The sequence below is a fragment of the Synechococcus sp. LA31 genome, from assembly GCF_018502385.1.
Taxonomy (GTDB): Bacteria; Cyanobacteriota; Cyanobacteriia; order PCC-6307; family Cyanobiaceae; genus Vulcanococcus.
This window is the reverse complement of record NZ_CP075523.1, coordinates 827,229-854,209: the sequence shown is the minus strand read 5'-3', so window position 1 is coordinate 854,209 and position 26,981 is coordinate 827,229. Positions and strand designations below refer to the sequence as shown.

26 protein-coding genes and 1 tRNA gene are annotated in these 26,981 nt (G+C 62.2%); 11 read left to right on the top strand and 16 right to left on the bottom strand.

Features of this window, described 5'->3' with window-relative positions; all coding sequences use genetic code 11:
- Nucleotides 1-73: 73 nt before the first annotated feature.
- The 8 genes from htpG to KJJ24_RS04495 all read right to left on the bottom strand — a co-directional run bounded on the left by htpG (nt 74) and on the right by KJJ24_RS04495 (nt 6,119).
- The gene (gene htpG, locus KJJ24_RS04530) at nt 74-1,978 is read right to left on the bottom strand and encodes a molecular chaperone HtpG (RefSeq protein WP_371811776.1); all 1,905 of its coding nucleotides are present in this window, start codon (nt 1,976-1,978) and stop codon (nt 74-76) included.
- Nucleotides 1,979-2,082: 104 nt separating this feature from the next.
- Nucleotides 2,083-2,316 carry a DUF3136 domain-containing protein gene (locus tag KJJ24_RS04525; RefSeq protein WP_214341638.1) on the bottom strand — a complete coding sequence of 78 codons (234 nt, stop codon included), beginning with the start codon at nt 2,314-2,316 and terminating at the stop codon, nt 2,083-2,085.
- A gap of 81 nt (nt 2,317-2,397) precedes the next feature.
- Nucleotides 2,398-2,580, bottom strand: a complete 183-nt coding sequence (locus KJJ24_RS04520; protein WP_214341635.1) for a hypothetical protein — start codon at nt 2,578-2,580, stop codon at nt 2,398-2,400.
- Complete coding sequence (locus tag KJJ24_RS04515) at nt 2,580-3,380, bottom strand: DUF3598 family protein (RefSeq protein ID WP_214341632.1); 801 nt, start codon at nt 3,378-3,380, stop codon at nt 2,580-2,582. Before KJJ24_RS04515 ends, KJJ24_RS04520 begins: the two co-directional genes overlap by 1 nt.
- Nucleotides 3,381-3,394: 14 nt before the next feature.
- Nucleotides 3,395-3,619, bottom strand: a complete 225-nt coding sequence (locus KJJ24_RS04510; protein WP_214341629.1) for a ferredoxin family protein — start codon at nt 3,617-3,619, stop codon at nt 3,395-3,397.
- Between the two features lie 26 nt (nt 3,620-3,645).
- The gene (locus KJJ24_RS04505; RefSeq protein WP_214341627.1) at nt 3,646-4,824 is read right to left on the bottom strand and encodes an ATP phosphoribosyltransferase regulatory subunit; all 1,179 of its coding nucleotides are present in this window, start codon (nt 4,822-4,824) and stop codon (nt 3,646-3,648) included.
- Nucleotides 4,825-4,854: 30 nt separating this feature from the next.
- Complete coding sequence (locus KJJ24_RS04500; protein ID WP_214341625.1) at nt 4,855-5,757, bottom strand: inositol monophosphatase family protein; 903 nt, start codon at nt 5,755-5,757, stop codon at nt 4,855-4,857.
- Nucleotides 5,754-6,119 (bottom strand): 2Fe-2S iron-sulfur cluster-binding protein, encoded by a 366-nt coding sequence (locus KJJ24_RS04495; RefSeq protein ID WP_214341623.1) that lies wholly within the window; start codon nt 6,117-6,119, stop codon nt 5,754-5,756. The genes KJJ24_RS04500 and KJJ24_RS04495 overlap by 4 nt, the downstream gene beginning before the upstream one ends.
- A gap of 132 nt (nt 6,120-6,251) precedes the next feature.
- Between KJJ24_RS04495 and KJJ24_RS04490 the strand changes: the two genes are divergently transcribed.
- A tRNA-Ser gene (locus tag KJJ24_RS04490) sits at nt 6,252-6,338 on the top strand.
- A 71-nt stretch (nt 6,339-6,409) separates the two neighbouring features.
- Here the strand turns inward: KJJ24_RS04490 and pstB are convergent.
- Genes pstB through pstC form a run of 3 tightly spaced genes read right to left on the bottom strand, consistent with a single transcriptional unit; the run spans nt 6,410 to nt 9,087 of the window.
- A complete protein-coding gene (gene pstB / locus KJJ24_RS04485) occupies nt 6,410-7,210 on the bottom strand; it encodes a phosphate ABC transporter ATP-binding protein PstB (RefSeq protein ID WP_214341620.1) in 801 nt (266 codons plus the stop codon).
- A 35-nt stretch (nt 7,211-7,245) separates the two neighbouring features.
- Nucleotides 7,246-8,127, bottom strand: coding sequence for a phosphate ABC transporter permease PstA (gene pstA, locus KJJ24_RS04480; RefSeq protein ID WP_214341617.1), 882 nt, complete (start codon nt 8,125-8,127; stop codon nt 7,246-7,248).
- Nucleotides 8,128-8,133: 6 nt separating this feature from the next.
- Nucleotides 8,134-9,087 carry a phosphate ABC transporter permease subunit PstC gene (gene pstC, locus KJJ24_RS04475; RefSeq protein ID WP_214341614.1) on the bottom strand — a complete coding sequence of 318 codons (954 nt, stop codon included), beginning with the start codon at nt 9,085-9,087 and terminating at the stop codon, nt 8,134-8,136.
- A gap of 92 nt (nt 9,088-9,179) precedes the next feature.
- Between pstC and dnaK the strand changes: the two genes are divergently transcribed.
- From dnaK to murQ, 4 genes are read left to right on the top strand one after another with little or no spacing between them, the layout of a single operon-like run.
- Nucleotides 9,180-11,423, top strand: a complete 2,244-nt coding sequence (dnaK, locus tag KJJ24_RS04470) for a molecular chaperone DnaK (protein WP_214341611.1) — start codon at nt 9,180-9,182, stop codon at nt 11,421-11,423.
- A complete protein-coding gene (locus KJJ24_RS04465) occupies nt 11,423-12,355 on the top strand; it encodes a DnaJ C-terminal domain-containing protein (protein ID WP_371811796.1) in 933 nt (310 codons plus the stop codon). Before dnaK ends, KJJ24_RS04465 begins: the two co-directional genes overlap by 1 nt.
- Nucleotides 12,356-12,404: 49 nt before the next feature.
- Entirely contained in the window at nt 12,405-12,827 is a 423-nt protein-coding gene (locus tag KJJ24_RS04460) for a DUF3110 domain-containing protein (RefSeq protein WP_214341608.1), read from the top strand.
- Entirely contained in the window at nt 12,824-13,735 is a 912-nt protein-coding gene (gene murQ, locus KJJ24_RS04455) for an N-acetylmuramic acid 6-phosphate etherase (RefSeq protein ID WP_214341605.1), read from the top strand. The genes KJJ24_RS04460 and murQ overlap by 4 nt, the downstream gene beginning before the upstream one ends.
- On the opposite strand, the gene KJJ24_RS04450 is transcribed toward murQ, so the two are convergent.
- Complete coding sequence (locus KJJ24_RS04450; RefSeq protein WP_214341603.1) at nt 13,721-14,632, bottom strand: S-methyl-5'-thioadenosine phosphorylase; 912 nt, start codon at nt 14,630-14,632, stop codon at nt 13,721-13,723. The genes murQ and KJJ24_RS04450 overlap by 15 nt on opposite strands.
- 69 nt (nt 14,633-14,701) lie before the next feature.
- On the opposite strand from KJJ24_RS04450, the gene KJJ24_RS04445 reads away from it, so the two are divergent.
- Entirely contained in the window at nt 14,702-15,142 is a 441-nt protein-coding gene (locus KJJ24_RS04445; protein WP_214341592.1) for a peptidylprolyl isomerase, read from the top strand.
- Between the two features lie 12 nt (nt 15,143-15,154).
- On the opposite strand, the gene ribBA is transcribed toward KJJ24_RS04445, so the two are convergent.
- A complete protein-coding gene (ribBA, locus tag KJJ24_RS04440) occupies nt 15,155-16,711 on the bottom strand; it encodes a bifunctional 3,4-dihydroxy-2-butanone-4-phosphate synthase/GTP cyclohydrolase II (protein WP_250544990.1) in 1,557 nt (518 codons plus the stop codon).
- A gap of 143 nt (nt 16,712-16,854) precedes the next feature.
- Between ribBA and argC the strand changes: the two genes are divergently transcribed.
- On the top strand, nt 16,855-17,919 hold the full coding sequence (gene argC / locus KJJ24_RS04435) for an N-acetyl-gamma-glutamyl-phosphate reductase (RefSeq protein WP_214341586.1): 1,065 nt from the start codon (nt 16,855-16,857) through the stop codon (nt 17,917-17,919).
- Between the two features lie 5 nt (nt 17,920-17,924).
- Here the strand turns inward: argC and purN are convergent, their stop codons facing one another.
- Nucleotides 17,925-18,608, bottom strand: coding sequence for a phosphoribosylglycinamide formyltransferase (gene purN, locus KJJ24_RS04430; protein ID WP_214341583.1), 684 nt, complete (start codon nt 18,606-18,608; stop codon nt 17,925-17,927).
- On the opposite strand from purN, the gene KJJ24_RS04425 reads away from it, so the two are divergent.
- The 3 genes from KJJ24_RS04425 to KJJ24_RS04415 are packed head-to-tail and all read left to right on the top strand — an operon-like array spanning nt 18,600 to nt 21,534.
- Entirely contained in the window at nt 18,600-18,956 is a 357-nt protein-coding gene (locus KJJ24_RS04425) for a DUF1257 domain-containing protein (RefSeq protein ID WP_214341581.1), read from the top strand. The two genes, purN and KJJ24_RS04425, sit on opposite strands and share 9 nt — an antisense overlap.
- Nucleotides 18,957-18,964: 8 nt before the next feature.
- Entirely contained in the window at nt 18,965-20,692 is a 1,728-nt protein-coding gene (locus KJJ24_RS04420) for a M61 family metallopeptidase (protein ID WP_214341579.1), read from the top strand.
- Nucleotides 20,692-21,534 carry an N-acetylmuramoyl-L-alanine amidase gene (locus tag KJJ24_RS04415; RefSeq protein WP_214341576.1) on the top strand — a complete coding sequence of 281 codons (843 nt, stop codon included), beginning with the start codon at nt 20,692-20,694 and terminating at the stop codon, nt 21,532-21,534. Before KJJ24_RS04420 ends, KJJ24_RS04415 begins: the two co-directional genes overlap by 1 nt.
- A 6-nt stretch (nt 21,535-21,540) precedes the next feature.
- Here KJJ24_RS04415 and KJJ24_RS04410 read toward each other — a convergent pair whose 3' ends face one another.
- Nucleotides 21,541-22,302: a helicase DnaB gene (locus KJJ24_RS04410; RefSeq protein ID WP_371811774.1), complete on the bottom strand. Its 762-nt coding sequence runs from the start codon at nt 22,300-22,302 to the stop codon at nt 21,541-21,543.
- Nucleotides 22,303-22,530: 228 nt separating this feature from the next.
- Between KJJ24_RS04410 and KJJ24_RS04405 the strand changes: the two genes are divergently transcribed.
- A complete protein-coding gene (locus tag KJJ24_RS04405; protein ID WP_214341573.1) occupies nt 22,531-24,135 on the top strand; it encodes a glucose-6-phosphate isomerase in 1,605 nt (534 codons plus the stop codon).
- Between the two features lie 145 nt (nt 24,136-24,280).
- Here the strand turns inward: KJJ24_RS04405 and leuS are convergent, their stop codons facing one another.
- On the bottom strand, nt 24,281-26,974 hold the full coding sequence (gene leuS, locus KJJ24_RS04400; protein WP_371811795.1) for a leucine--tRNA ligase: 2,694 nt from the start codon (nt 26,972-26,974) through the stop codon (nt 24,281-24,283).
- Nucleotides 26,975-26,981: the final 7 nt, after the last annotated feature.

The window sequence follows — 26,981 nt, the reverse complement described above, 5'->3', positions numbered from 1 at the left end:
AAAGGGGAGGCGACCAGAACTGGCTACCTCCACCTTCCCCTGAAGCCCCTGCGATGTCAAATGGGCAGGCTGGTCAGAGCCCCCGCTCCATGAGCTGACCCATCAGATCACAGCTGCGCTGCTGGAAGCCTGCCAGCTGGTTGGGTTCCAGGCCCCCCACCGCTAGGCGCGCCATCTCGTAGACGTGGCGGCTGAGGTTGTCGGCCAACTGCTGACTAGGGGAGGTGCCGCTCCCACCGGTAATGACCGAACCGGCACTGAGCTTGAGCAGCCCCTCCACCAGCCGATGTTTGCGGTTCACCAGCAGGACGTGGTGATCCGGAAGACCAGGAAGCCGTTGCTCCATCAGGGCGCCCATGTCGTTGAGTCGGCGCATCTGCTCGGGTAGAAGGATCAGCGCCGCAGGAGAGTTGTCACCCTTGAGGGCCTGCACCTGAATGGTCACCTTGTCGTTGTTCAAGGCGTTCTTGAACAAGTCACGCACCTTTTCGGAGCTGTCTTTGCCGTCGGCGTCGGCCAGTTCGCTCTCCTTCTCCTGCAGCGAGTCGTCGAGTTCGCTGTCGACACGCTGAAACTTCAGCTCCTCATGGCGATATTCCAGCCAGGGAATGAACTGGGTGTCGATGAACGTGTCAGCCAACAGCACCTCCGCACCCTGACCTTTCCAGAGGGCTAGTGCACCGGCCTGACCTGCTTCATCCGTGCAGTACAGGATGCGCTTGTCGTGATCTGTGCTCAGGCGGGAGCGATAGCCCGACAGGGTGGTGAACGTTTTGTTGTTGTCACCGGGAATGGGATCGGAGTTCTCTCCTTCCCCGGCGGCGGCAGTGGTACCAAACAGCACAAGATCCGCAACCTGCTCCGCGAACTTGTCATCTTCCATGGCACCAATCTTGATGAATGGCGCCAGTGATTCCCAGATCTCGGCGTAGCGCTTGGGCTCATCGCGGTGGAGTTGCTTGAGCCGATCCGCGACTTTCTTAGCAACGAAGCCGCCGATGGAGCGAACTCGCCGGTCGGTCTGCAGAGCTGAACGGCTTACGTTGAGCGGAATATCAGGGGAGTCGATCACACCCCGTAGGGGCAGCAGGTAACGCGGCACGACTTCCTTGATCGAGTCGCTCACGAACACCTGGTTGCAGTAGAGCTTGATCTCGCCCTTCTCCCAGTCGGCTCGGCCGGTGAATTTGGGGAAGTAGAGGATGCCCTGCAGGTTGTAGGGGTAGTCAGTGTTGAGGTGAACCCAGAGCAGTGGGTCGCCCTGGAAGGGGTAGAGGTAGCGGTAGAGCTCGATGTAGTCGTCGTCGGTGAGGTCGCGGGGGCTCTTGCGCCAGGGGGCTTCCCGCTTATTCACGGTCTCACCCTCGAGCTGTACCTCCACCGGCATGAAGTCGCAGTAGGTGGTGATCAGCGTGCGGATCCGCGCCGGCTCGATGTACTCGAGCTCTTCCTCCATGAGGTGCAGGATCACGTCGGTGCCAGCTTCGCTGCGCTCTGCGGCCTCCAGGTTGAACTTCGGTGAGCCATCGCAGCTCCAGCGCACGGCCTCTGAGCCCTCGCGCGCTGACAGCGTGACCAGCTCCACCTGCTTGGCCACCATGAAGCTGGAGTAGAAGCCGAGGCCGAAGTGGCCAATGATGGCGTCGTTTTCCTGTTTGTATTTCTCGAGGAAGTCTTCGGCGCTGGAAAAGGCCACCTGATTGATGTAGCGCTTCACCTCATCGGCGCTCATGCCGATGCCGTTGTCGGAGATCGTGAGCGTCTTGGCTTCACGATCGATGCGGATGGAGATCCGGCCTTCGCTTCCCTCGCTGCAATCGCCGGCCATGGCGGCCATGCGGCGCTTGCTGATGGCGTCTACACCATTGCTCACCAGTTCCCGCAGGAAGACCTCATGGCCGCTGTAGACGGCCTTTTTGATGATCGGGAAGATGTTTTCAGTGTGGATCTGGATCTGGCCCTGTTCTGCCTGCAGCACCACAGCGTCAAAAGCAACGTAGTTCCAGATTCCTCCGAATCAGGGCAGCCCGCCAAGGGGTCAACATGGGCAGGAAACCGACCTCTGAGCCGCGCTCTCTGATTTCAGCTCGCAGCTATGAGCTCACGGCTCAGCAGGACAAACAGCTGTTCTGGATAGTGGTATTGGCGAGGCAGCGAATGATGCAAGCTTTCCAGCCTGCTCCAGGCCACGGTGCGGCTTGCCTTGGCACGGGTCAGCCCATCACGGATCAGGATTCGCAGGGCTTTGCAATAGAGCAGGTAGCTGGCCTCCAATTCACCAAACGTGAGTGCCGCCGTGAAGGTAGGGGCTGACATGGGCTTTGCTCTGGGCCGGAGTCAGCCTTCTGCTGCTTGCCATCCTCAGCAAGTTCCCATATGGGGGCAGTTGATCACGGTTCAACCCTCATCTGATTCCTGTTGCCAGCGGCGCTCCACTTGCATGAAGACCACCCAGGCCAAACCGGCTGCGGCGCCACCCATCCAGTGGGAGCGCAGCAACTCCAACAGCGCCACGGTGCTGGCCCCAATTCGCAAGCCCCTCAAGCCGAATCGGCTGAGTTGCTCCATTCTCTCGCTCATCAGGCTCTCGCTCGGGTGGCGATGATCTGGGTCGCTGACAACCAGGCGCCGGTGCGGTCATAGCAGCGGATGAGGCGCTCCAATCGATCGTCACCCACCAGCCAGCCAGCTTCGATCCGGAAGGGCTCGCGGTGGCTGACCCCCTCCGGTGTGCGGTGATACCCCCCGTCCGCCATCCAGGTGACCCGGACGTCTGAGCCTTCGGCAGCAGGTGTTGCGCGGCTGAAGTTTTCCTCCATGGTCAGCGCTCCGCCCGCGCTGACGTCAATGTTGAACTGACAAGTGGCCAAATCAGGCTCGGGCCAATCGGCGCTGATGGTGGATGCCATTCCGCTCCAGGAGCCACGCAAGGCGAAGGGGGTGAGAGATGGCTCCTCCCGCGCATCCGATCCCTCCCGAAACTCGCGAATCAGCACCAGCTTGTCAAAGCGCCCTTCATCGTTGTGAAGCTGCACCAGCCGGTGCCGGCGATCGCCATGGATGAATCCGAATTCAGCGCCAAAGTTGGAGCCAGGGGCCACCTGCAGTGATCCTTTGCAAAAGGTGCCCGTTTCGAAGAACACCACCTGACGTCCCAGGCTGCGGTAGTCCTGCTGGAGATCGGAGACCGGCTCACCGCTGCAGGCAGGATCGGCAAATCGCCTTAGCCGAAAGTGCACCAGCCGTTCTTCAGCTGGATCGGCAATCAAACTCAGGATCGAAGGGGTGGAGTTCTGCTCTTGGCCATCAGGGCCAAGACCGCTGAACGACCCCCGCCATGTGCCGAGGTTGCCCAGGAAGTTCTGCCATTGATCAGCCACGGCTGTTGCTCCGCTCAGCTGGCTCGTTGCAGATCGGGCTTTTCTTCGGGCACGATCGCTCCCTCAACGGGACACACCTGTAGGCAGATGCCGCAGTCGATGCAGGTGTCGAAGTCGATCCAATAGAAGCCGGTGCCTTTGGCATTGGCACCGCTGCCAGGGTTGATACAGGCCACCGGGCAAGCATCCACGCAATCGGCCACACCCTCACAGATGTCGGTAACGATTGTGTGGGCCATTGAAGGTCTACGCGTCAGGCTCGATCCTAGGAACCGATCCACTCGCAGGCGGAGCAACTCCGCGCAGTGGCGATCGTCTCGGCCTCGGCCTGACTGCTGCAGGGGGTCTGTAGAAGCTCAGCCGCCTGTCCGGCTCTGTGCAGGGATTCGAGCTGATCCAGGGCCTGGGCCAATTGATCCTCAGTGGCGTAGGCAACCAGGGTTGCTCCAGCACGCTGGGGCGCTGTGGTCTCGGTGCCAAGCAGATCACGAATCGCCTCGATATCGAAGCTGAACCCCATGCCGCCGGCTGCGCCACCGAAACGGGCTACAAGGGCGTCGTAACGACCACCACTGGCGATGGCCACCGGAGCCACGGTGCCGTGACACACCAGTTTGAGCACCAGCCCGTCGTAAAGATCAAAGTGGGGCTGGAAGCTCGGGTCGAGCTGCAGGCGTACGCCCTGTTGTTCTGCTACCGACGCCACACTGCTCAAGGTGCCAGCCAACTGGTCGAGCAGAGCAGATGGCCCGAGCAACTGCTCCAATTGGTACAGCACCGCCTTCACATCTCCCCGCAACCGCATCAGTTGTTGGAGCCCCTGTCGTTGATGGGCTGGCAGTTCAAGCGCCGCCAGCGCGAGGGGATCAAACGTGATCAGGGCTTGCCGCACCGCTAGCTGCTGATCACTGGGCACCTGATCCAGAAGGGCTGTGAGCACGCCGTGGTGTCCTAGCAGAAGTGTGGGGCGCTGTTCGGCCTTCACCTGCAACTGCCGCAGGCACGCGAGCAGCAACCGCAGCAGTTCGGCGTCAGCCACCAAGGCCTGGCTGGCATCGGCTCCCAGCAGTTCAACACCGCTCTGCAGGCGCTCTTCCAGGCGGTGCTGGCCGACATCGCTCACCACGCTGCGAAAGACAGCACCGCTACTCCACAGCCGCAGCGGCCGTGGTCGCGTTGCCAGGCGTGTGCAGGCGGCGCGGGCGATTGAGGCTGTCATCTCTGGCCGCAGACCGAGGGGCTCATCAGACGCGAGTCGAGCCAACTCCTGGTTGCGGATGCCGCCGCCGGCTTCCAGTGTTTCCAGGCGCTCCACGAGCGGAGGGGCGACTTCGGCGTAACCCCAGCGGCGATAAACCTCCGCCAGCTGGTCGCACAGCCAGCGATTGCCATCCACTTCCCTGGGATTGAGATCCCTGGCGCCAGCAGCGGGTTGCAGGGCCATGGGGCGGCGAAGGGGGAACTGATGCTGATCCTATGGAGCAGGGTTGTCGAGCTCCGGTGCACCGAAGCTGGCACCGCTGAGCGGTCTGCAAGCCTTTAGGCCCTCAATCAGGGCTTCTCTCACTCCAGGAGTGCAGGCAATCAGCCTGCCTTCAGCCAGGTTGGCTGGCCCGCCGTCGTAGGCGCAAACCACCCCGCCGGCCTGTTCCACCAGCACCACACCGGCCGCCAGATCCCATGGGGAGAGTCCACGCTCCCAGTAGCCATCGAGGCGGCCATCGGCGACGAAGGCCAGATCCACAGCTGCAGCCCCTCCACGGCGCACCCCGCGGGTGCGGTGCGTGAACCAGGCAAATTCGGCGTAGTTGTTATCAAGCCGTTCGTGGCGGTCATAGGCAAAGCCTGTGACCAACAGTGAGCTGCTGAGGCTGTCGCAGGTGCTCACCTGCATGGCACTGTTATTGCACCAGGCACCCAGCCCCGGCGCGGCCCAGTACAGCTGCTGTAGCGCCGGCACAGCCAGGGCCCCTAGCAGGGGTAGTCCGCGCCATGTCAGGCCGATGGAGGTCCCAAAGAACGGATACCCATGGGCGTAGTTGGTGGTGCCATCAAGGGGATCCACACACCACTCGAGCTCGGAGCCCCGGCCAGCCCGGCGGCCGCTTTCCTCAGCCAGAACCCCTAGATCAGGGGTGTGACGTTCGAGCACCGAGAGCACGGCTCGCTCAGCTGCGAGATCAGCATCGGTGACCAGATCTCCCGCCCGTCCCTTCTCCCGAATCTTCTCCAGCTGACCGAAATGCCGTTGAAGCTGCTCAGCACCGGCTTCGGCGGCCTGGCGCGCCACCACGGCCAAGCGCTCCAACTCGGGTAGGGCTAATCCGCTCTCAAGCGCGCATTGATCGGATAGGCGGGAACTGCTTGGGGCGTTCATTCCTCATCCAGGGGCAAGCCGGCCCGTACCTTGCCACGCCCGAAATACCGTCCGAACTGCAGCTCGTATACCTCGTCCTCGTCCTGGGTTTCCACTTCCAAAGGCCCCGTGGCCCTTGCTACACAGAGCAGTCCATAGCCCTTGTTCCGCACCTCACGAGACAGTCCCAGAGCTTCCCGTTGATCAATGGTGCCGCCCAGCACCCGCACTGCGCAGGCGGTGCAGCAACCATTGCGGCAACTGAAGGGCAGTGGCTCGCCTTGATGCTCGAAGCTGCGCAGGATGTACTCGCCCTCAGGAACGTTCAACTGGACGGTGCGGTTCTCCTGCCGCCAGTGGACCGTGATCGGGTGGGTACGCATGGCCGCAACCAGAGAAGGACGTGGTGACTGCTACATTCTCAACGTTGCCCCGCGCAGCCGCGTTCACAACCCCTCTGCCCGCTTGAGTTTCTCAAGTGCGTGCAGAAGAACGCAGCAATAGCCCCCCTCCGCGGAGAGGTGGCCGAGTGGTCGAAGGCGCAGCACTGGAAATGCTGTATAGGGGCAACTCTATCGAGGGTTCGAATCCCTCCCTCTCCGTTACAAGGTCCTCGGACCAGCCGCCCGTAGGGCGGCTTTTTTATGTCCACTATGTTCGTTGTGGGCTGGTTTCAGCCAAAGCGACCGGTCACATAGTCCTGGGTGGCCTGCTGCTTCGGTGCGTTAAAGATCTGACCAGTTTCGGCGAATTCAACGAGTGTTCCCACCTTGCGGTCGCTGCCGCTTTGGCTGCTGACGTTGAAGAATCCGGTCAGATCGCTGACGCGGACAGCCTGTTGCATGTTGTGGGTCACGATCACAATCGTGTAGCTCTTCTTGAGCTCATGCATCATCTCTTCGATCTTGAGCGTTGAGATGGGATCCAAGGCCGAGCACGGTTCGTCCATCAGGATCACTTCTGGTTCAATAGCGATTGCCCGAGCAATACAGAGACGTTGTTGCTGGCCACCGGAAAGGGCATAGCCACTCTCTTTGAGTTTGTCTTTGGTTTCATCCCAGATCGCAGCCTTGCGTAGGGATCGTTCCACTAACTCATCCATGTCGCCCCGGAAGCCGTTGATACGAGCTCCAAAAGCAATGTTCTCGTAGATCGACTTGGGGAAAGGATTTGGCTTCTGAAACACCATTCCGATACGGCGACGCACTTCGACTGGATCGACCTGCCGGTCGTAAAGGTCGCAGCCGTCAAAGATCACCCGGCCGCTAAGCGTGCAACCTTCAATCAGATCGTTCATGCGATTGAGAGCCCGCAGCACGGTGCTTTTGCCACAACCCGATGGCCCGATGAACGCCGTGACCTTGCCGCGTGGGATCTCCATGAACACCCCGCTCACCGCCGCTTGGCCGCCGTAGCTGATGCTCACGTTTTCAAGGCTGAGGCAGGTGTTGCTGGCGGCAGGAACGTTTGTCATGGAGGGGGTGTTGTCAGGATGCGAACGCTCGGGTTTCAACTGTTGCTTAGGTGGCCCAGCCAACGAGCCAGGAGGTTGGCGAGCAGAATCATCACAACCAACACAAACGAGGAGGCCCAAGCCAGGGCGATTTGTGCGTCGTAGGGCATGATGGCGAAGTTGTAGATCAACACCGACATTGACGCGATCGGGTTGAACAAACCTTCAGGCCAGAATGGTGAAAACAGTGCGGTAAAGATCAGTGGGGCTGTTTCGCCAGCTGCACGTGCGATCGCAAGCACAACGCCGGTGGCGATCGAGGAGAAAGCCGCGGGAAGAGTGACTCGGCTGATCGTCACAAACTTGGACGCCCCAACCCCCATCGCTGCCCATCGCAGCTCCTGGGGGACCAATTTGAGCGCTTCATCGGTGGTTTTGATCACCGTTGGCAGCATCAGCACGGCAAGAGCGATGCCACCTGCCAAGGCACTGTAACTCTGGTTGAAAAATAGCCTGGTGCTCACAATCAGACCATAAATAAACACTCCACAGATGATTGAAGGCACACCCGCAAGCACATTGGTGCCAAAACGAACGAAGCGGGCAAACCAGCCGGCTGCTGCAAACTCCGCCAGGTAGACCCCTGAGCCAACCCCTACGGGTACGGCGATCAAGGCTGCGACGAGAGTGACGACAAGCGTGCCAAGAATTGCATTGCCGATGCCACCGCCGTCGAGGCCGGGTGGCGGCGGAAGTTGGGTGAGTAATTGCAGGCTGATCAGCGAACCACCCTTGATCAGCACGTAGGCAATCACCACAACCAGTGGCAACACAGCCAGGCCGGTGAATAGGGCAGCCAGCAGGGTGAGCGACTGATTCCAGCGATTGCGCGCCAGACCGGGCTCGAGGGTGAGGGATCCGCGTTCGAAGGAGGTCATCGCAGCTCAGTACTTCAGGCTCAGCCTGCGCACGATCATCTGGGCCAACAGATTCACCAACAGTGTGAGCGCCATCAATACAAGAGCCGCATACATCAATGCTGACACCTGCAAGCCATCGGCCTCACCGAATTGATTGGCCAGCATCGATGAAATGGTGTTGGCTGGAGCCAGCAGGCTGAAACTGAAGTTGTTGGAGTTGCCGATCAGCATGGTGACCGCCATCGTTTCGCCCATCGCCCTTCCCAGGGCCAGCATCACGCCGCCGGTGATTCCGGAGATCGCTGCGGGCAGAATCACATGCAGGATGGCGCCCCAGCGTGTTGTGCCCACGCCATACGCAGCCTGGCGTAACGCAAGCGGAACCTGCTGCAAGGAGTCGCGGGAGATGGCTGTAATGATCGGGAGAATCATGACCACCAGAATCAAGATCGCCGGCGCCATGCCTGGACCCATTGGTGTGGTGGAAAAGAAGGGCAGCCAGCCGAGCAGCTGATGCAGGCTGGTGAGCCCAGGCCGCAAAAAAGGTTCCATCACGAAGATTCCCCACAGGCCCAGCACAACGGAGGGAATCGCCGCCAACAGCTCAACCATCACCCCGAGCACCTGGCGCACCGGCAGCGGAATGATGTTCTCCGTCAGGAAGATCGCGGTTCCAACCCCAAGGGGTACGGCGATCAGCAACGCCAGCAATGAGCTGACCAACGTGCCGTAGATGGATGTCAGGGCGCCGTAGTGCTCACCGATCGGATCCCAGTCAGATGTGGTGAGGAACTCCAGGCCGAAGCGGCTGATCGCCTCGCTGGCACCACCCATCACGATGAACAAAATGCCGATCAGCACAAGGCCCACAACGGAGGCCAGGGCGACTGTGAGACGCTGGAAACCCTGGTCCATCAGCAGTTCCCAGGGGGGGCGCCGCCGCTGCGTGAAGAGTTCAGGGCGGGCACCAGCGGCCATGGTGTTCTTTACCTTCCCCAAATCTAAAGCTCCGGCGCGGGACCGTTAGCGTTGGGGTCTTAGGCAACAATCCCTGGGGCGCAGTCAGTCAGTTGGCACGGATCGTTGGCATCGACCTGGGCACCACCAACTCGGTGGTGGCCGTGCTGGAGGGCGGGCGCCCCCAGGTGATTGCGAGTGCCGAGGGAGGGCGCACCACCCCTTCGGTGGTTGGCTTCAGCAAGGACGCTGAGCTGTTGGTGGGTCAGTTGGCACGGCGTCAGCTGGTGCTCAATCCGCGTAACACCTTCGCCAATCTCAAGCGATTCGTCGGCCGGCAGTGGGAGGAGCTTGAGGACAGCAGCCTCTCGGTGCCTTACACCGTGCGGGCCAACGATCAAGGCAATGTGCGGGTGGTCTGTCCGGCGACTGAACGCGAATACGCGTCCGAGGAGCTGGTGGCCAGCATTCTCCGCAAACTCGTTGACGACGCCAGCACATATCTCGGTGAGCCCGTCGAGGCGGCGGTGATCACGGTGCCCGCCTACTTCAACGATGCCCAGCGCCAGGCCACGCGGGATGCCGGTCGCCTGGCGGGTATCAGCGTTGAGCGCATTCTCAATGAGCCCACTGCCGCTGCGCTGGCTTACGGCTTTGATCGCAGCACCGTGAAGCGGGTGTTGGTGTTCGATCTGGGTGGCGGCACCTTCGATGTGTCGGTGCTGCGCATCGCTCAGGGCGTGTTTGATGTGAAGGCCACCAGTGGCGATACCCAGCTCGGCGGTAACGACTGGGATCGTCGCATCGTGGACTGGTTGGCTGATCAGTTCCAGCAGGACCACGGTCTTGACTTGCGGCGAGATCGCCAGGCGCTGCAGCGGCTCACTGAGGCAGCTGAGAAGGCCAAAATCGAGCTGAGCGGCGTTCAGAGCACGCCGATCTCGCTGCCGTTCATTGCGACGGGGGATGACGGCCCGCTCCACATCGAAACCAGCCTGGAACGCAGCACCTTCGAAGGCCTATGCCCTGACCTGCTCGATCGCTTGTTGCGGCCGGTGCAACGGGCCCTAAGGGATTCGGGCCTCGCCGCTGAAGACATCGACGACGTGGTGCTGGTGGGTGGATCCACCCGAATGCCAATGGTGCAGCAGATGGTGCGCACCCTGATTCCGCTGGAGCCTTGCCAATCGGTCAACCCTGATGAGGTGGTGGCGATCGGAGCCGCTGTGCAAGCAGGCATCCTCACCGGCGAGCTGCGCGACCTGATGCTCAACGACGTCACGCCGTTGTCACTCGGGCTGGAGACGATCGGGGGGGTGATGAAGGTGCTGATCCCGCGCAACACATCGATTCCAGTGCGCAAGAGCGATGTGTTCAGCACCTCTGAGCCCAATCAGAGTTCGGTTGAGATCCATGTGTTGCAGGGCGAACGGCAGATGGCTGAGGGCAACAAAAGCCTCGGTCGTTTCCGTCTCTCTGGGATCCCGCCTGCCCCCAGAGGGGTGCCGCAGGTGCAGGTGTCATTTGACATCGATGCCAATGGTTTGCTGCAGGTGTCGGCAACCGACCGGACCACTGGACGCCAACAGAGCGTGAGCATTCAGGGCGGCTCCAACCTCGGGGAGGATGAAATCAAGACCCTGATCGAGGAGGCCGAGCAGAAGGCCAGCGAGGATCGCCGGCGCAAGGCTGAGATCGACCGACGCAACAGGGCTCAAACACTCGTGGCCCAGGCCGAGCGTCGCTTACGCGATGCGGCCCTTGAGCTCGGCCCCTACGGAGCTGAACGCCAGCAGCGCGCCGTGGAGATTTCCGTGCGCGACGTGCAGGAACAGCTCGCGTCAGGTGATCACGCAGATCTTGACCTAGCGGTCAGTCAGCTTCAGGAAGCCATCTACGGCCTCAACCGACGCCTTGCCAGTGAGCGGCGTCAGGACAGCAGCCCTCTGCAGGGGCTGAAGAACACCCTTGGCTCGCTCAAGGATGAGCTCTTTGCCGATGATGACTGGGACGACTGGGATGGCCGAGGGCGCGGCCGCGATCCCTGGGCGGAACCCGCTTGGTCGCCCGGTCGCAGTGGCTGGGGCGCTGATGATTGGAACCGCCCGGCTCCAGAGCGCCGGTACGAGGAACCCCGCTTCGAGGAACCCCGTTACGACCAATCCCGCTATGACGCCCCTCGCTATGAAACGGCCCGTTTCGATCAGGACGTTGAAGCGGACGTCACCAATCGTCAGCTGGCCTATGAGCGTGATGACGTTGACGATCTGGAGCGTGATGTAGACCGCCAACCCACGCGACGCTCACCGCAGCGCCGGCCTGCACCCTTCGAGGGTGATCCCTGGGCTGAGGACTGATCTCGGTGTCCACTGCCTCACAGGCCTCAGCGGTGAACCATTGGGTTGTGCTCGGGTTAGAGCCTGGTGCGGATTCTCAGGCCCTTAAACGAGCCTTCCGCCAGCAGGCTCGCCGCTGGCATCCAGACCTCAACGGCAACGATCCCCACGCCGAAGAGCAATTCAAGGCTGTCAACGAGGCCTATGCCGTTCTCAGCGATCCATTGCTTCGTCAGCAGTGGGAACAAGGGCTTGATACGGCTCAGGCCGCTGCGGCGGGTCTGGATCCCTTCGCCCATGGCTTTCCTGACTTTCACGACTACGTGGATGAGCTGTTCGGGCCTCCACGTCGGCGGCATACGCCCAGGCCGGCTACATCACCGGAGCCTGCGACGCAGCCGCGAGCCGATGTGACCACAGCACCGCCACCGCCGCCGCCGGTGATGGCGAGCACTGACTGTGAATCCCTGGTAGAGCTCACACCAGAACAAGCTCTGCAGGGGCAGCGGGTCGAACTCGATCTTCCCGATGGCACCAGCGTTGAGGTGTGGACCCCTGCGATGGCGGGTGATGGTTGGCGCCTGCGGCTGGAAGGGGTCGCTCCCGGTGGAGCCGATCACTTTCTGCAACTGCGCGTGCGCACGTCCGATGACCTGCGCATTGATGGTTTGCGGGTGCTCTACCAGCTCGATCTCTCCCCTGCGGAGGGGGCCCTGGGGTGTTCCGTGGTGGTGCCCACCCTGGATGGGCCTGTGCAGTTGCGGGTTCCGCCTGGATCATCCAGTGGTCGCCTGCTGCGATTGCGGGGTCGCGGCCTACAACACGCGGACCAACGCGGCGACCAGCTCGTTGAGATTCGCATCGTGGTTCCCAGCGCGCTCACCGAGGCGGAAGAAGCTCTCTATGCCCGGTTGCAGCAGTTGGCCGCCGACCTCGATGGTGAACGGTCATGAGCGATGGCGGGCTACGGGTGAGACACTGAGCGTGAGCAATCGCATTCTGATGTCGGTTCACGTCCTGCTGTTCGATGCCGGCAGCGACAACGAGGGCATCCACTCTCTGGAGCTGAACGGCGCCACTGTGGTGCTGTTGTTTGAAGACCGTGACGACGCTGAACGCTACGCAGGTTTGCTGGAAGCCCAGGACTTTCCCCCTCCCAGCGTTGAGGCGATCGACCGCGGCGAGATGGAGGAGTTCTGCAGCAGCGCGGGATACGAGGCGCGTTACGTGCCAGCGGGTTTCCTACCCCAGACCCCTGAAGACCGGCTGCTGATCGCGCCACCTGAGAAAAACATGGACGTGAGCTCTTGGCGTGAGCAGGACGAGCCGAGCCAGGCTGGCGACCCGCGGGTTGAAGACGACCCCATCAATACCGGCAATGCAGAACTGGAAGACTTCCGCCGGCGGCTTGAGGGTCTGCTGTGAGCGGTTCCTTCGGTGATGTGCAGCGGGGCCATCTCCTGACCGAACAGGCCAATCCCAACAGCAATGCGCTCGACACCTTGAGCACCGCAGCCCTTGTGGATGTGTTTGTTCAAGAGGATCTTCGGCCTCAGCAGGCTGTGGCTCAAGCCGCAGACGCCCTGGCCAAGGCCATTGATGCCATCGCCGAACGGCTGCGTTGCGGCGGCCGCCTTTTTTATCTGGGAGCGGGCACCTCGGGCAGGCTGGCTGTGTTGGATGCGGCGGAATGTCCGCCAACCTTTTGTAGTGATCCAGCGCTCGTGCAAGGGGTGCTCGCCGGTGGCCCGCCAGCGCTGCTGCGGAGTTCAGAAGGTCTCGAGGATCGTTTGGAAGCCGCGGCCGAGGACCTCAGGGCCCGTGGATTCAATGGGCAAGATGTTCTGGTGGGCATCGCTGCGGGTGGTACGACGCCCTATGTGCATGGCGGCCTGAGCCATGCACGCAGCCTCAATGCTCTGAGCATTGCCATGGCCTGCGTGCCAGCCGAACAGGTGCCCATGCCTTGCGACATCGACATCCGCCTGATCACCGGCCCTGAGGTGCTCACCGGTTCCACGCGCCTGAAGGCCGGAACGGCTACCAAGATGGCGCTGAACATCCTCAGCACGGGTGTGATGGTGCGGCTGGGAAAGGTGTACGGCAACCGCATGGTTGACGTGGCGGTGACCAACAGCAAGCTCGAGGACCGAGCGCTGCGAATCCTGGCCGACTTGGCTGGGGTGGAGAGGCGCCTGGCCCGTGAGTTGCTTGCTGCCAGCGACGGTTCAGTCAAGGTGGCGCTGTTGATGGCCCGCCGCGCGCTCAGCCCGGCGGATGCCCGCGCCTTACTGGCACGCAGTGGTGATGATTTGCGCCTAGCCCTCGAATGAGCCCCAATAGGGCTGGGTGAACAGGTCAAGCTTGCGGCGTGCAGCTGCCGGCACCTGGTCTTTGGGAGTCATCAGGGCATCCCTGAGTGCGTTGTGGGCATGGCTCGCAGGCCGTTGTGCCGCGATGCGCTCGGCCGTCGTGCGCACGATTTGGGTGGCCAGTGCGGCATTGGCGCGCAGATTGCCGATCACCATCTCCACCGTCACGCTGTCGTGGTCGGCATACCAGCAGTCGTAATCGGTCGCCATGGCGAGCGTGGCGTAGGCGATCTCGGCTTCACGCGCCAGGCGGGCTTCGGTGTGGTTCGTCATGCCGATCACCGTGCAACCCCAGCTGCGGTAGAGGTTGGATTCCGCGCGCGTGGAGAAGGCCGGACCCTCCATGCAGAGATACGTGCCGCCGCGATGCAGACTGCGGCCCTCAGGCATCAAGCTGTCGGCCACATCGGCCAGTAGACGGCTGAGGCTCTGGCAGAAGGGATCCGCTAACGCTACATGAGCCACGGCGCCGTCGCCAAAAAAGCTGATCGGGCGCCGGTGGGTGCGATCAATGAATTGATCCGGTACGACCATGTCGAGCGGTTTCACCGCCTCCTGCAGGGAACCCACCGCCGAAGGCGACAGGATCCAGCGCACCCCCAGCGAACGCATCGCCCAGATGTTCGCCTGGTAAGGCACTTCGCTCGGCAGAAACGTGTGGTGGCGCCCATGGCGGGCGAGGAAGACCACCTCCATGCCGCCCAGCGTTCCCAGGCGCAGGCTGTCGGAGGGTGTGCCAAAGGGGGTGTCAACGGTTATTTCCCGCACGTTCTCCAGCCCTTCCATGGCGTAGAGACCACTGCCCCCCAATACGCCGAGACGGGCCTGCGCGAGGTTCACGCCATTTGGAGAAGCCATGGGTCGTTAGCGCCTGCAACCCTTCTACCGGAGAGCCCATACTGAAACCTGTTTGCGTTTGCTTCCCCCGTGACCAAAGCCGTGATGGTGACCGACGCCGGCACGATCGAACTGGACCTGTTCGAAGCCGATGCGCCCAACACCGTGGCCAACTTCGTGAAGCTGGCCAAGGACGGCTTCTATGACGGCCTGGCCTTCCACCGTGTGATTCCTGGCTTCATGGCCCAAGGCGGCTGCCCGAACAGCCGCGAAGGAGCCCGTGGCATGGCCGGCACTGGCGGCCCCGGCTACCAAATTGACTGCGAGATCAACAGCCAGAAGCATCAGTCCGGCACCTTGGCCATGGCCCACGCCGGCCGTAACACCGGCGGATCGCAGTTTTATATCTGCCATGAGGCCCAGCCCCACCTTGATGGCGTCCACACCGTGTTTGGCCATACCGGCAACATGGATGTGGTCCAGGCGTTGAAGAACGGCAGTCGCATCACCAGCGTCACCATCCAGGACTGATGCCTCCGGCCCTCAGCTCCAGCGCATGAGGGTGCCGGCATCCACCCGGAGCTGCGGGCGTTTTGCCTGTAGCTCCATCAGAGGCCGACGCTCGGCCTCCAGCGTGTTGCTGGGGTGCACAGTGCGCTGGCTGTCGGGCGCCAGCAGCAGGCTCACACTGCCGGTGTGAGGCCAGGCGGCCATGGTGTGCAGCATCTGGGCTAATTGCGCTGCCTCGCCGCTGGCCACCAGCACCGCTAGATCAGGCTGATTGAGCAGGGCCAGCACACGCGAATGCTCCTCCAGCTCGAGTTCCAGATCTTGAGCGCCGCACCAGTCGCGTAACTCTTGGAAGTGGGCTGCCTTGATATCGCCTGTGGGGGCATGCTCTGCGGCGCTGGTCCAGGCCAGAACGGCCGCGGGCCCCATGCCAGCTCCATCCATGAGATGGCCAAGCTTGGTCTGCTTGGTCTGCAGGTAAGCGGCGTTGTGCTGGCTGGGATCCATCACCAGTGGCACGCGATCTTCGACTTGCAGGCCATAACCACCGAGACCCGCGATCTTGCGTGGATTGTTGGTAATCAAGCGCAGGCGGTGAACCCCCAGGTCGCTGAGGATTTGTGCTCCTACCCCGTAATTGCGCAGGTCAGCCGGGAAGCCGAGATGCTCGTTGGCCTCCACCGTGTCTAAGCCCCCATCCTGTAGGGAGTAGGCCCGCAGTTTGTTGATCAGGCCAATCCCGCGCCCCTCCTGACGCAGGTAGACCACGACCCCGTCGCCGGCAGCATCGATCATGCGGAGCGCCGCCTCGAGCTGCGGTCGACAATCGCAGCGCAATGAGCCAAAGGCATCGCCGGTGAGGCATTCGCTATGCACCCTCACCAAGACCGCCCCCTCGGCCTGTTCTGGAGTGCCCTTCACGATGGCCACGTGTTCGCTGCCGTCGAGTTCGTTGCGGTAACCAATCGCCCGGAAGCTGCCAAATGCGCTGGGGAGTGAGGCCTCTGCTTGACGCCGCACAAACCGTTCAGTATCGAGGCGGTAACGGATCAGATCGGCGATGTTGATCAGGCGCAAGCCGTGTTGCTGGGCGTATTGCACCAGCTGCGGCAGTCGCGCCATGGAGCCATCCGCATTCTGGATTTCGCAGATCACCCCAGCCGGGTAGAGGCCGGAGAGGCGTGCTAAATCCACAGCGGCCTCGGTATGTCCGGCCCTTTTCAACACCCCACCCTGCTTCGCACGCAGCGGAAAGATGTGGCCAGGGCGGCGTAGATCGGCTGGCCGGGTGGCTGGATGAATGGCCACCTGGATCGTGCGAGCACGGTCTTCAGCGGAGATGCCCGTGCTGACGCCGTTCTCCGGACCGGCGTCCACGCTGACGGTGAAGGCGGTCTGGTTGCTGTCGGTGTTGCGATCCACCATCAGGGGCAGATCGAGCGCATCGAGGCGTTCTCCCTCCATCGCCAGACAGATCAGGCCCCGTGCCTCCGTGGCCATGAAGTTGATCTGCTCGGGCGTGGCGAACTGGGCGGCGCAGATCAGGTCGCCTTCGTTTTCGCGGTTTTCGTCGTCGACCACCACCACCATCTCGCCATTGCGGATGGCAGCCAGTCCATCGGCGATGGTGTCGAATTCCAATGCGGCTTGGTTCAGGGGCGGAAGGCCTTCTGGCCCGGGTCGCAGACACTTTTATAGAGCCCGGTACGATCTGCCGTTCCAGACATTCCGCCATGGCCAGCAAGCGCGTTGCGGTGATCGGTGCCTCCGGGTATGGCGGACTGCAGACGCTGCGGCTGCTGCAGGGCCACCCCGAACTGCAGGTGAGCTTTCTGGGTGGTGAGCGCAGCAGCGGCAAACGCTGGAGCGAGCTCACCCCATTTCTGCCGTTGCCGGGTGATCCCGTGGTGCAGACCCCGGATCCAGCGGCGATCGCCGAAGCCGCCGATTTCGCGGTGCTGAGCCTTCCCAATGGCTTGGCTTCCACGCTGGTGCCGCCTCTGTTGGAGCGCGGCGTGAAGGTGGTGGATCTCTCCGCCGACTATCGCTACAGCGCTCTCGATCAGTGGAAAGAGGTCTATGCCTCTGAAGCTCGCGCGTTCCCTCGCAACGACAGTGAACTCTGCGCCGAAGCCGTGTACGGCTTGGTGGAATGGGAACGTGAGCGCATCGCAACCGCTCGACTGGTGGCGGCGCCGGGGTGTTTCCCCACCGCGAGTTTGTTGGCGCTCACCCCACTGTTGAAGCAGGGCCTGATTGAAACAGCCGGCATCGTGGTTGATGCCAAGACAGGCACCAGCGGCGGGGGACGTGCAGCCAAGGAGAATCTTCTTTTGGCTGAAGCCTCAGAGGGTGTGGCCCCGTATGGCGTGGTGGGCCATCGCCATACGAGCGAAATCGAACAACTGAGCAGCCGTGCCGCTGGCCGTTCTATCCAGTTGCAGTTCACGCCCCACCTGATCCCGATGGTGCGGGGTCTGCTGGCCACGGTGTATGGCCGCTTGCGCGATCCCGGTCTCACTGCCGACGACCTCACCACCCTGCTGGAGGCTGCCTATCGCCATGCTCCCTGCGTTCAGGTGTTGCCTGTGGGCACCTACCCCTCCACCAAGTGGGTGCGTCAGACCAACAAAGCCCTGCTCTCGGTTCAGGTGGACAGGCGCACCGGTCAGGTGATTGTGATGAGTGCCATCGACAACATGGTCAAAGGCCAGGCTGGCCAAGGGGTGCAGTGCCTGAATCTGATGGCCGGGCTTCCGGCGGAGACAGGCTTGCCGCTGCTGCCCTTCTATCCCTGATGGCCTCAGGGTGAGAGCAACGCCAGGCGGTGAGCTGCGAGCTGCACGGCGTGGGGCAAGATTTTGTGTTCTTGCCGATGGATCCGGGCCGCCAGCGTCTGCAGAGTGTCGCCATCCAGCACAGGTACGGCAGCCTGCACGAGGATGGGTCCCGTATCAACCTCCAGGCTCACCAGATGGGCCGTGCAGCCGGTAATTCTCACGCCGGCGGAGAGGGCCTGTTCAATGGCTCGGGCGCCTCTGAAGCTCGGCAGCAGTGAAGGGTGGATGTTCACTAACCGTTCCGGAAAGGCATCGATCAGCCGCTCGGTCACGATGCGCATCCAGCCCGCCATCACCACCAGATCAACCTGGGCACGTCGGAAGCTGTCGATTAGTGCTTGGTCCAGCGCTTCGCGGCTGCTGAAGCCACGGTGGTCATGCACGATGCATGGGATGCCCAGTCGCTCGGCGCGCTCTCTGGCCCCGCAGCCGGGGTTGTTGACCACCAGTTGGCACACGTTGGCGGCGAGCTGGCCGCTCTGGCAGGCCTGCGCCAGAGCTTCAAAATTGCTACCTGATCCTGAGGCCAGCACGCCCAGCCGCAGACAGGTCTCCCCGCTGCCTTGAAACTCCTGTGGCAATGGCCACTGGATCGCCTGGTTGTGCTCGCTAACGTTCTGATGAACGGGCGTCGGGCCATGTCCCATCTCTCCATCCTGCCAACCGTGCTCCGCGAGGAGGACGTTTTGCTCAAGGCGCTTGATGATCTGGAGCTACCGGTGGTGCGGGGCGGATTCCTCACTGGTTTTGCCGATCAACAGGAAGCTGTGAGCTTGCGCACGCAGTTACCAGATGGGCTCTGGCTCGGTTGGCGGCGTGACGCCACTGGTCGGTTCGCCTTGGTGGGCGATCTCCAGCAGCTGGGCCGCTGCCGTTCTCTCCAACACCTCATCGGTGACATCACGCGCCGTTACGCAGCTCATTTGGCCCTGCGCACGCTGCAAGAGGAGCTGCCCTCGGCCAACGCTGAACTGATCGCTGGGCATCAGTCCTGAATCCTGCTGTGGTTCAGGTTCACCTCGATCTGCGTGATCCCCACCAGCACCTCGTTGCTGTGCAGATCTCGCTCCAGCCACGTTTGGCCTGCATGAGGCTTGCTCTGCCTGGCTGGACGCCGGGGTCGTACCTGATTCGGGATTACGTGCGGCAGCTGGAATCGCTCGTGGTGATTCAGGACGGTCAAGAGCGGCCCCAGCGTCGCCTTGCTCCCGCAAGCTGGTCGTGTGACTGCAACCCGGAAGGGGGTGAGCTGCAGATCAGTTATCGCGTCCTGGCCACAGAGCTCAGTGTGCGCACCTGCCATCTCGATCAGCAGCATGGCTTTCTGGCCTTGGCTGCCGTGGTGTTGGAAGTGGAGGGCGAGCGCTGGAGCCCCCATGCGCTCAGCTGCAGCCTTCCCATGGGTTGGCAGGCTTTTGTCCCGCTGCCGCAACAGGGCTCGCGCTGGCAGGCCCGGCACTTCGATCACCTGATCGATTCGCCACTAGAAGCAGGACCCCATAACGAGCTTCTGTTCACCGTGTTGGGTGTTTCCCATCGGCTCGTGATTTGGGCTGGGGATGGCGGCGATGAGCAATGGCTGCTCGATCGGCACCCCCAACTGTTGGCCGATCTCACAGCTGTGTGTGAGGCCTGCTGCCGATTGATGGATGTGGATCAACCGGCTTCTGGCCATTACCTCGTGATCCTGCATCTGTTGGATGAGGGCTATGGCGGGCTCGAGCATGACGACAGCACTGTGCTGGTCTTCGGGCGGCGCAACCTGGAGAAGCCCGATGGCTACCGGCGCTTCCTGCAACTGGTAGCCCATGAATACCTGCACCAATGGAATGTGCGCCGGTTACGCCCGGCGCAGCTCAGCCCGATCGATTATCACGCTCCACCGATCGTGCCCACCCTCTGGTTTGCAGAAGGTGTGACGAGCTACCTCGATCAGTTCTTGCCCCTCTCAGCAGGCCTCAGCGATGCCGAGGCTCTACTGAGCGACCTGGGCGACGATCTGAGCCGCTACAAACTCACGCCCGGTCGCCAGGTGCAATGTCTGCGCAGCAGCAGCGAAGAGGCTTGGGTGAAGCTTTACAAGGCCGATGCCTATGCCGCTGATAGCCAAATCAGCTACTACCTGAAAGGCGCCGTTATCGCTCTCTGCCTTGATCTGCATCTGCGCGCTGCTGAGTCTTCACTCATGGACGTGTTGCGCAGCCTCTGGAGATCTCACGGTCGTTGGGGTCGGGGTTACAGCGAAGACGATCTGGTCGCGACCTTTGCGGCGTGTGCGCCTGAGTTGCAGCAGCAGATACCCGTCTGGCTGCATGGACTCGACGATCCGGATCTGGATCGCTACCTATCGGGGGTAGGTCTTGCTCTGGAGGCGGAGATGGCAGCGAATCCCTACGCGGGACTTCGTGCACGCCACGAGGGCGGCCAGCTGGTCGCAACACGGGTGGTGCGCGGCGGCCCTGCTGAACGAGCCGGTGTGATGGTGGGCGATGAACTTCTGGCCATCGATCAGCGGCGCCTGCGTCAGCCGGTTGACCTGGGCTCAGCCCTGGCCGCGGGTCAGCAGCACGCGTTGTTGATTTGCCGACGCTCCCAGCTCCGTTGCCTCAACCTCCTGGCCGATTCACCACAGGTGGAGCGTTATCGCCTCAAGCGGCTGCCGGATCCCAGCGCTGCTGTGCTGCAGCGACAGAGGGCCTGGTTGCACCAGCATTCCTGCGCAGTGAGCTGATGGTGAGACTGTTCGCGGGAGCAAGGCCGCCGCGCCGTTCTTGGTGGCCCGCTGCTGTGTTGGGTGGCGGTGTCTTCCTGACACTCACCATGATTGCCATGCATAACTGGCGGCAGTCGTTCAGCGAAGCTCTTCCTAAGACAGGCCCCGCAATCCAGGCCCCGGCTCCGCCAGAGCACGAGCCCTGGATCAGTCCGTTGGCTCGTCAATGCCGGGTTAACGATCAGGCCTTGGTGAGTCGCATGCGCAGCTTGCAGACCAGCCTTCCGGGCCAGGTCAAGACCGTCGCTATCGACCCCAGCAACTTTGGCCAGCGCACCAACCTTGATGCCTACGGCAACCGTGTAGACCCCACTCCATCGCTTGTGGTGCTGCATGAAACCGTCTACGGCATCGGTTCAGCGATCAACACGTTCACCACGCACCATCCCCATGACGATGACCAAGTGAGCTACCACCTGCTGATCGGCGAAGATGGACAGGTGGTTCAAACCCTTGATCCCAGCCAACGGGCCTTTGGCGCTGGCTATTCAGCCTTTGATGGGCGTTGGGACATCACCAATCCCTCGATGTCGGGATCCGTTAACAACTTCGCTCTGCATGTGAGCCTGGAAACACCGCTTGACGGTGAAGACGATGCCCCTGCTCACAGCGGCTACACAACCCTGCAATACGAGGCGCTGGCTGTTGTGCTGGCCGACTGGATGAAGCAGTACCGAATTCCGTTTGAGCACATCACCACCCACCGCCATGTGGATCTCGGTGCAGCTAGGGCTGATCCCCGCAGTTTTAATTGGCAGGCCCTTCAGCTGCGGCTGGCCGCCTTAGGTGCGTTGTGCTGATCGAGTTCAGATCAGTTCGGCAGCGGGCTTGTTGCGAACGCTGAACATCAACCCGTGCAGCTCAGGATCCTGCATGTAACGCAGGATCCGAGCCGGGTAATCAAGTTTGCCGTTGTGGAGATAAGCCAAGGTGGCCACTGTTTTTGCGCGGCTGCGGCTCTGACTCACGTTGAAGGTGGAGTTGGGTGTCTGGTTGAGCAGATCCAAGAGGCGAGCCATCTTGCCCGCAAGAAGTTCCACGTTGCGTTCGGGATTCAGCAACTGGTTGCGTGCATCCGCCAGTTCTTCGGGGCTTGCATCCTCGCGAAGAAGACCCTGCTTCACCATCTCACTCAGGCCGAGTTGAGCAGGGCCATGGGTGCTGAAGAGTCCGGAATGGGCTGCTAGGGGGATGTCTTCGCCTGGTTTGGCGTGCTGCATCTCATCGAACAGAATGGCCGCCAACAGCATTGGGTTGATCCCCGTGCGACGGCTCTCACGAAGCACCACTGGACGAAGAGCGTCCAGTCTGTTCACGGTGTGGTTGCGCAGAGGCGTGAGCTGATCAACACCGCGGGTAAACAGCTGGGCCAGCTTGGGCTGAGGACCGTGCACGCCAAAGCGACGTTGGAGTTGCTGCAGTTCTTCAGCTGTGAAGGTGGTGGGATCCGCTTCGGCAGAGCTGCTGAGGGGGCTATCGGGCTGAGGCTGGAGCAGTGAACGCTTGTGAGCAATCCAATTGGTGCCACCGAGGCTCAACAGACAGAGGCCGACACCAGCGGCCAGCAAGGCCGTGCGGGTGCTGCGGTAGCGGAGGCGGTGCGCCAGGGCAAGCTCATCTGTTAACCAAAGCTTACGAAGGAAGGTCGAAATCGTCTGGTCGGGCAACCTGCCGTTGTGTGATTGTCCTCACAGTCGCGGACCCGTCTCGGAATTTCCGGGACAAGCCCCGCCAAAGGGGTTTGCCTGTCTGGGTTTCACCGATAGGTTCGCCAAGAGACCGTTTGACCCGGCCCCATGACTCCAACCGCTTCCGCTCCCGGCGTTGATGCCCATAGCCAGTGGCAGCGGTTCTGCTCTCAGCTCTGGCACAACCCGAGCCTTGGCTTCTGGCTGGATGTGAGCCGCATGGGTCTCGATGAGTCTGTGCTGAGCAGCCTGAGGCCGCGCTTCAAGGAAGCCTTTCAGGCCATGGCCGCGCTGGAGGGAGGTGCCATCGCCAATGCCGATGAGCAACGCCAGGTGGGTCATTACTGGCTGCGTCATCCGCAGCTGGCACCAGATCCCGCCAGCGGCGCCCACATTCAGGCGGAGATCGATCGAATCGAGTCTTTTGGGCAGCAGGTGCTGAGTGGTGCCATCACGTCGGCAACTGGATCTCGTTTCACCGATGTGCTTTGGATCGGCATCGGCGGCTCTGGCTTGGGCCCACTGCTGATGATCCGTGCACTGCAGGATCCTGGCTCAGGCCTTCCTTTCCATTTTTTCGACAACGTCGATCCCGACGGCATGCGCCGCACCCTTGCTTCCCTGGGTGATCGGCTCAAGACCACGCTGGTGATCGTGGTGAGCAAATCTGGCGGAACACCAGAGCCCCATATCGGCATGCTGCAGGCACGCCGCGCTGTGGAGGCTGCTGGTGGCACCTGGATCAAACAGGCCGTCGCCGTCACGATGCTCGGCAGTCGCCTGGATCAGGAGGCAGAGCAGGGGGATTGGCTGGCTCGCTTCGACATGTTCGATTGGGTGGGTGGTCGCACCAGCATCACCAGTGCGGTGGGTCTGCTGCCCGGTGTGTTGATTGGCTCCGACACCCGCGCATTTCTGGCTGGGGCCGCCGAAATGGATGCGGTGACCCGTGCAGCCACCAGCCTCGACACCAACCCGGCTGCCCTGCTGGCGGCTGCCTGGTTCCACGCCGGTGGTGGCCGGGGCCAGCGCGACATGGTGGTGCTTCCCTACCGCGACCGGCTGGAGGTGTTTAGCCGCTACCTGCAGCAGCTTGTGATGGAGAGCCTTGGCAAGAAGCTTGATCGCCAGGGCAACGTCGTGCACCAGGGCATTGCCGTCTACGGCAATAAGGGCTCCACTGACCAACATGCCTACGTACAGCAGCTGCGCGACGGCGTCGACAACTACTTCGTCACCTTCATCGAGGTGCTTGAAGATCCCGGCGACATCCCGCCGCTGGAGGGTGAAAATCCCGGCGATTTCCTCGATGGCTTCCTGCAGGGCACCCGCTCCGCCCTCACCGAGGAGGGGCGCTTCAACCTGAGCATCACGATGCAGAAGCTCGACGCACGCAGCCTGGGTGCGCTGATCGCCCTGTTCGAGCGTGCCGTGGGCTACTACGGCGAGCTGGTGAACATCAACGCCTACCACCAACCCGGCGTGGAGGCTGGCAAGAAGGCGGCAGCGGCCCTTCTCGATCTGCAGGCACGCCTAGAGCAGGCCATGGCCGACAAGCGCGAGCACACCCTGGCCGAGTTGCAGACGCTGATGGGGCTCCCATCAGCAGAGCCGCTTTACTGGATTCTGCGCCACCTCTGCGCCAACCGCCGACACATCGACGCGCGTGGCGATTGGGGACAACCCGAGTCGCTGGTGTTTATCCACGACTGAGCGATCGGCACCAATCACCCGCGGCCCTCAAAGGCGTAAGGGTTTGGCCCTTTTCAGCACTGATGCACTGTCCACCTCTAGATATCCATGGATATCCAGAGGTGGAGAGCGCAGGGCGTGGTTACCCAAGGCTGGCCAGCCTTGATCAGGGCACCAAATTCACCAGCTTGCCGGGCACCACGATCACGCGGCTCGGGGCTTTGCCCTCCAGCCACTTGGCGGCGATATCGCTTTCAAGCGCAAGCTTTTCGAGAGAGGCTTTGTCGGCGTCAGCCGGCACCTCCAGGTTGCCGCGCACCTTGCCCTTGATCTGAATCACCAGCGGTACGGTGTCGCGCACCAGAGCTGAGGCATCGGCCACGGGCCAGCGCTGCGCATGGATGCTGCTGCCGGCTAGGGAATCGCCGCTGTTGCGGCCGCCGAGCTTGAGCCACAGCTCCTCGGCCAGGTGGGGGGCGAAGGGGGCCAACAGGATCAGCAGGGTGCGCAGGGCTTCGCAGGCAAACACCTCAGCGCTGCCCTCGAGGTGGCTGCTCATGGCATTGCTGAGCTTCATCAGCTCCGACACGGCGGTGTTGAACTGATAGTCGCCATCAAGGTCGTCGCTGATTTCCGTGATCGCCGTGTGCACGGCACGGCGCAACTCCTGTTCATCGGGCTTCAGGCCACCAGAAGCACTTGCCTCGGACTGAGCTTGAGCCACGGCTTCTGCGTTGCCGGCCCCTGCGGCAAGGCTCAGGCCGCGATCGCAGGCACTGTCCACAAGACGCCAGAGGCGCTGCAGGAAGCGGAATTGGCCTTCCACGTCGGCGTCATCCCACTCAAGATCCTTCTCGGGCGGTGCCTTGAACAGGATGAACATGCGGGCGGTATCGGCGCCGTATTTGTCGATCACCACGGCGGGATCGACGCCGTTGTACTTCGACTTCGACATCTTCTCGAAGAATGTCTCCAGTACGTCGCTGGTCAGCGGATCACGGGGATCGGTGGGATCGGCCACATCTGCTGGAGCGATGTATTTGCCGGTGTGGGGGTTCTTGTAGGTGATGCCTTGCACCATGCCCTGGGTGAGCAGGCGGGTGAAGGGTTCATCGAAGCTGAGCAGACCGCGATCGCGCAGCACTTTGGTGAAGAAGCGCGAGTAGAGCAGGTGCAGGATGGCGTGCTCGATTCCACCGACGTACTGATTCACCGGCAGCCAGCTGTTCACTGCCTCTTTGCTGAATGGGAGCTGGCTGTTCTTGGCGTCGCTGTAGCGAAGGAAATACCAGCTGGAGCACATGAACGTGTCCATGGTGTCGGTCTCGCGCTTGGCGGGCTTGCCACAGCAAGGGCAGCTCACATTCACCCAGCTCTCGAGCTGTGCCAAGGGTGAGGCACCTTTGCCGCTGAAGGCCACATCGCGGGGCAGCTCTACAGGGAGCTGCTCGGCGGGTACGGGCACCACACCGCAGCTATCGCAGTGGATCACCGGAATCGGGCAGCCCCAGTAGCGCTGGCGTGAAATCAGCCAGTCGCGCAGTCGGAATTGGATCTTCTCCTGACCCCAGCCCTCCGCTGCAGCGGCGGCGGTCACGGCCTGCTTGGCTTGGCCATTGGGCAGACCATCGAATCGACCGGAGTGGATCAGCACGCCCCCTTCGGTCCAGGCGCCGCCCTCAAAGGCGTGCTCATCGCTGCCCTCGGGAATGATCACCTGCTGCACCGGCAGTTCGTACTGGCGGGCGAACAGGAAGTCGCGCTGATCGTGGGCGGGCACACCCATCACCGCGCCGGTGCCGTACTCGGCGAGCACGTAATCGGCGATCCAGATCGGGATCAGCTCACCAGAGGCGGGGTTACGCACCTGGGCACCGATCGGCACGCCGCGCTTGGGCTTGTCGTCGGCGGTGCGCTCCTGCTCACTCTGGCGTGAGACTATATCGCAGAATGCCTCCACCGCGATCTGCTGCTCGGCTGTGGTGAGCTGCACCACCAGTGGGTGTTCCGGGGCCAGCACCACGTACGACGCCCCGAAGATCGTGTCGGGTCGTGTGGTGAACACAGTGATGCGCTCGGCCGAGTCATTGCCGGCGTCATCCACCACCGTGAACTGCAGTTCAGCGCCGCTGCTGCGGCCGATCCAGTTGGCCTGCATCGTGCGCACCCGCTCGGGCCAACCTTCGAGTTGGTTGAGGTCGTCGAGCAGTTGCTGGGCGTAGTCGGTGATCTTGAGGAACCACTGGCGCAGCTTGCGCTTTTCCACCAGGGCACCGGAGCGCCAGGAGCGGCCCTCGCTATCCACCTGCTCATTGGCGAGCACGGTCTGGTCGATCGGATCCCAGTTGACCGTCGCGTCCTTTTGATAGGCGAGGCCCGCCTCCAGGAATTGCAGGAACAGCCACTGGGTCCAGCGGTAGTAGTCGGCGTGGCAGGTGGCCACTTCGCGATCCCAGTCGATCGAAAGCCCGAGCTGGTTCAACTGCTCCCGCATCGAGGCGATGTTCTGGTCGGTCCAGCCGCCGGGATCCACACCCCGTTCAATGGCGGCGTTTTCGGCGGGCAGCCCGAAGGCATCCCAGCCCATCGGATGCAAGACCTTTTTGCCGCGCAGCCGCTGCACCCGTGCCACCACATCGGTGATCACGTAGTTGCGCACATGGCCCATGTGCAGATTCCCCGAGGGGTAGGGGAACATCGACAGCGCATAAAACGCTTCATCGCCGTCCTGCAGAGCAGGGGTGTCATGCAGGCCGTTATCTCGCCAGGCATGCTGCCAGCCGGTTTCGATCGACTGGGGTTGGTAGCGGCTGCTCTCGCTCACGGACGGGCTGGGGTCGAGTGGGGGCTTGTGGGCGATGCTCCCA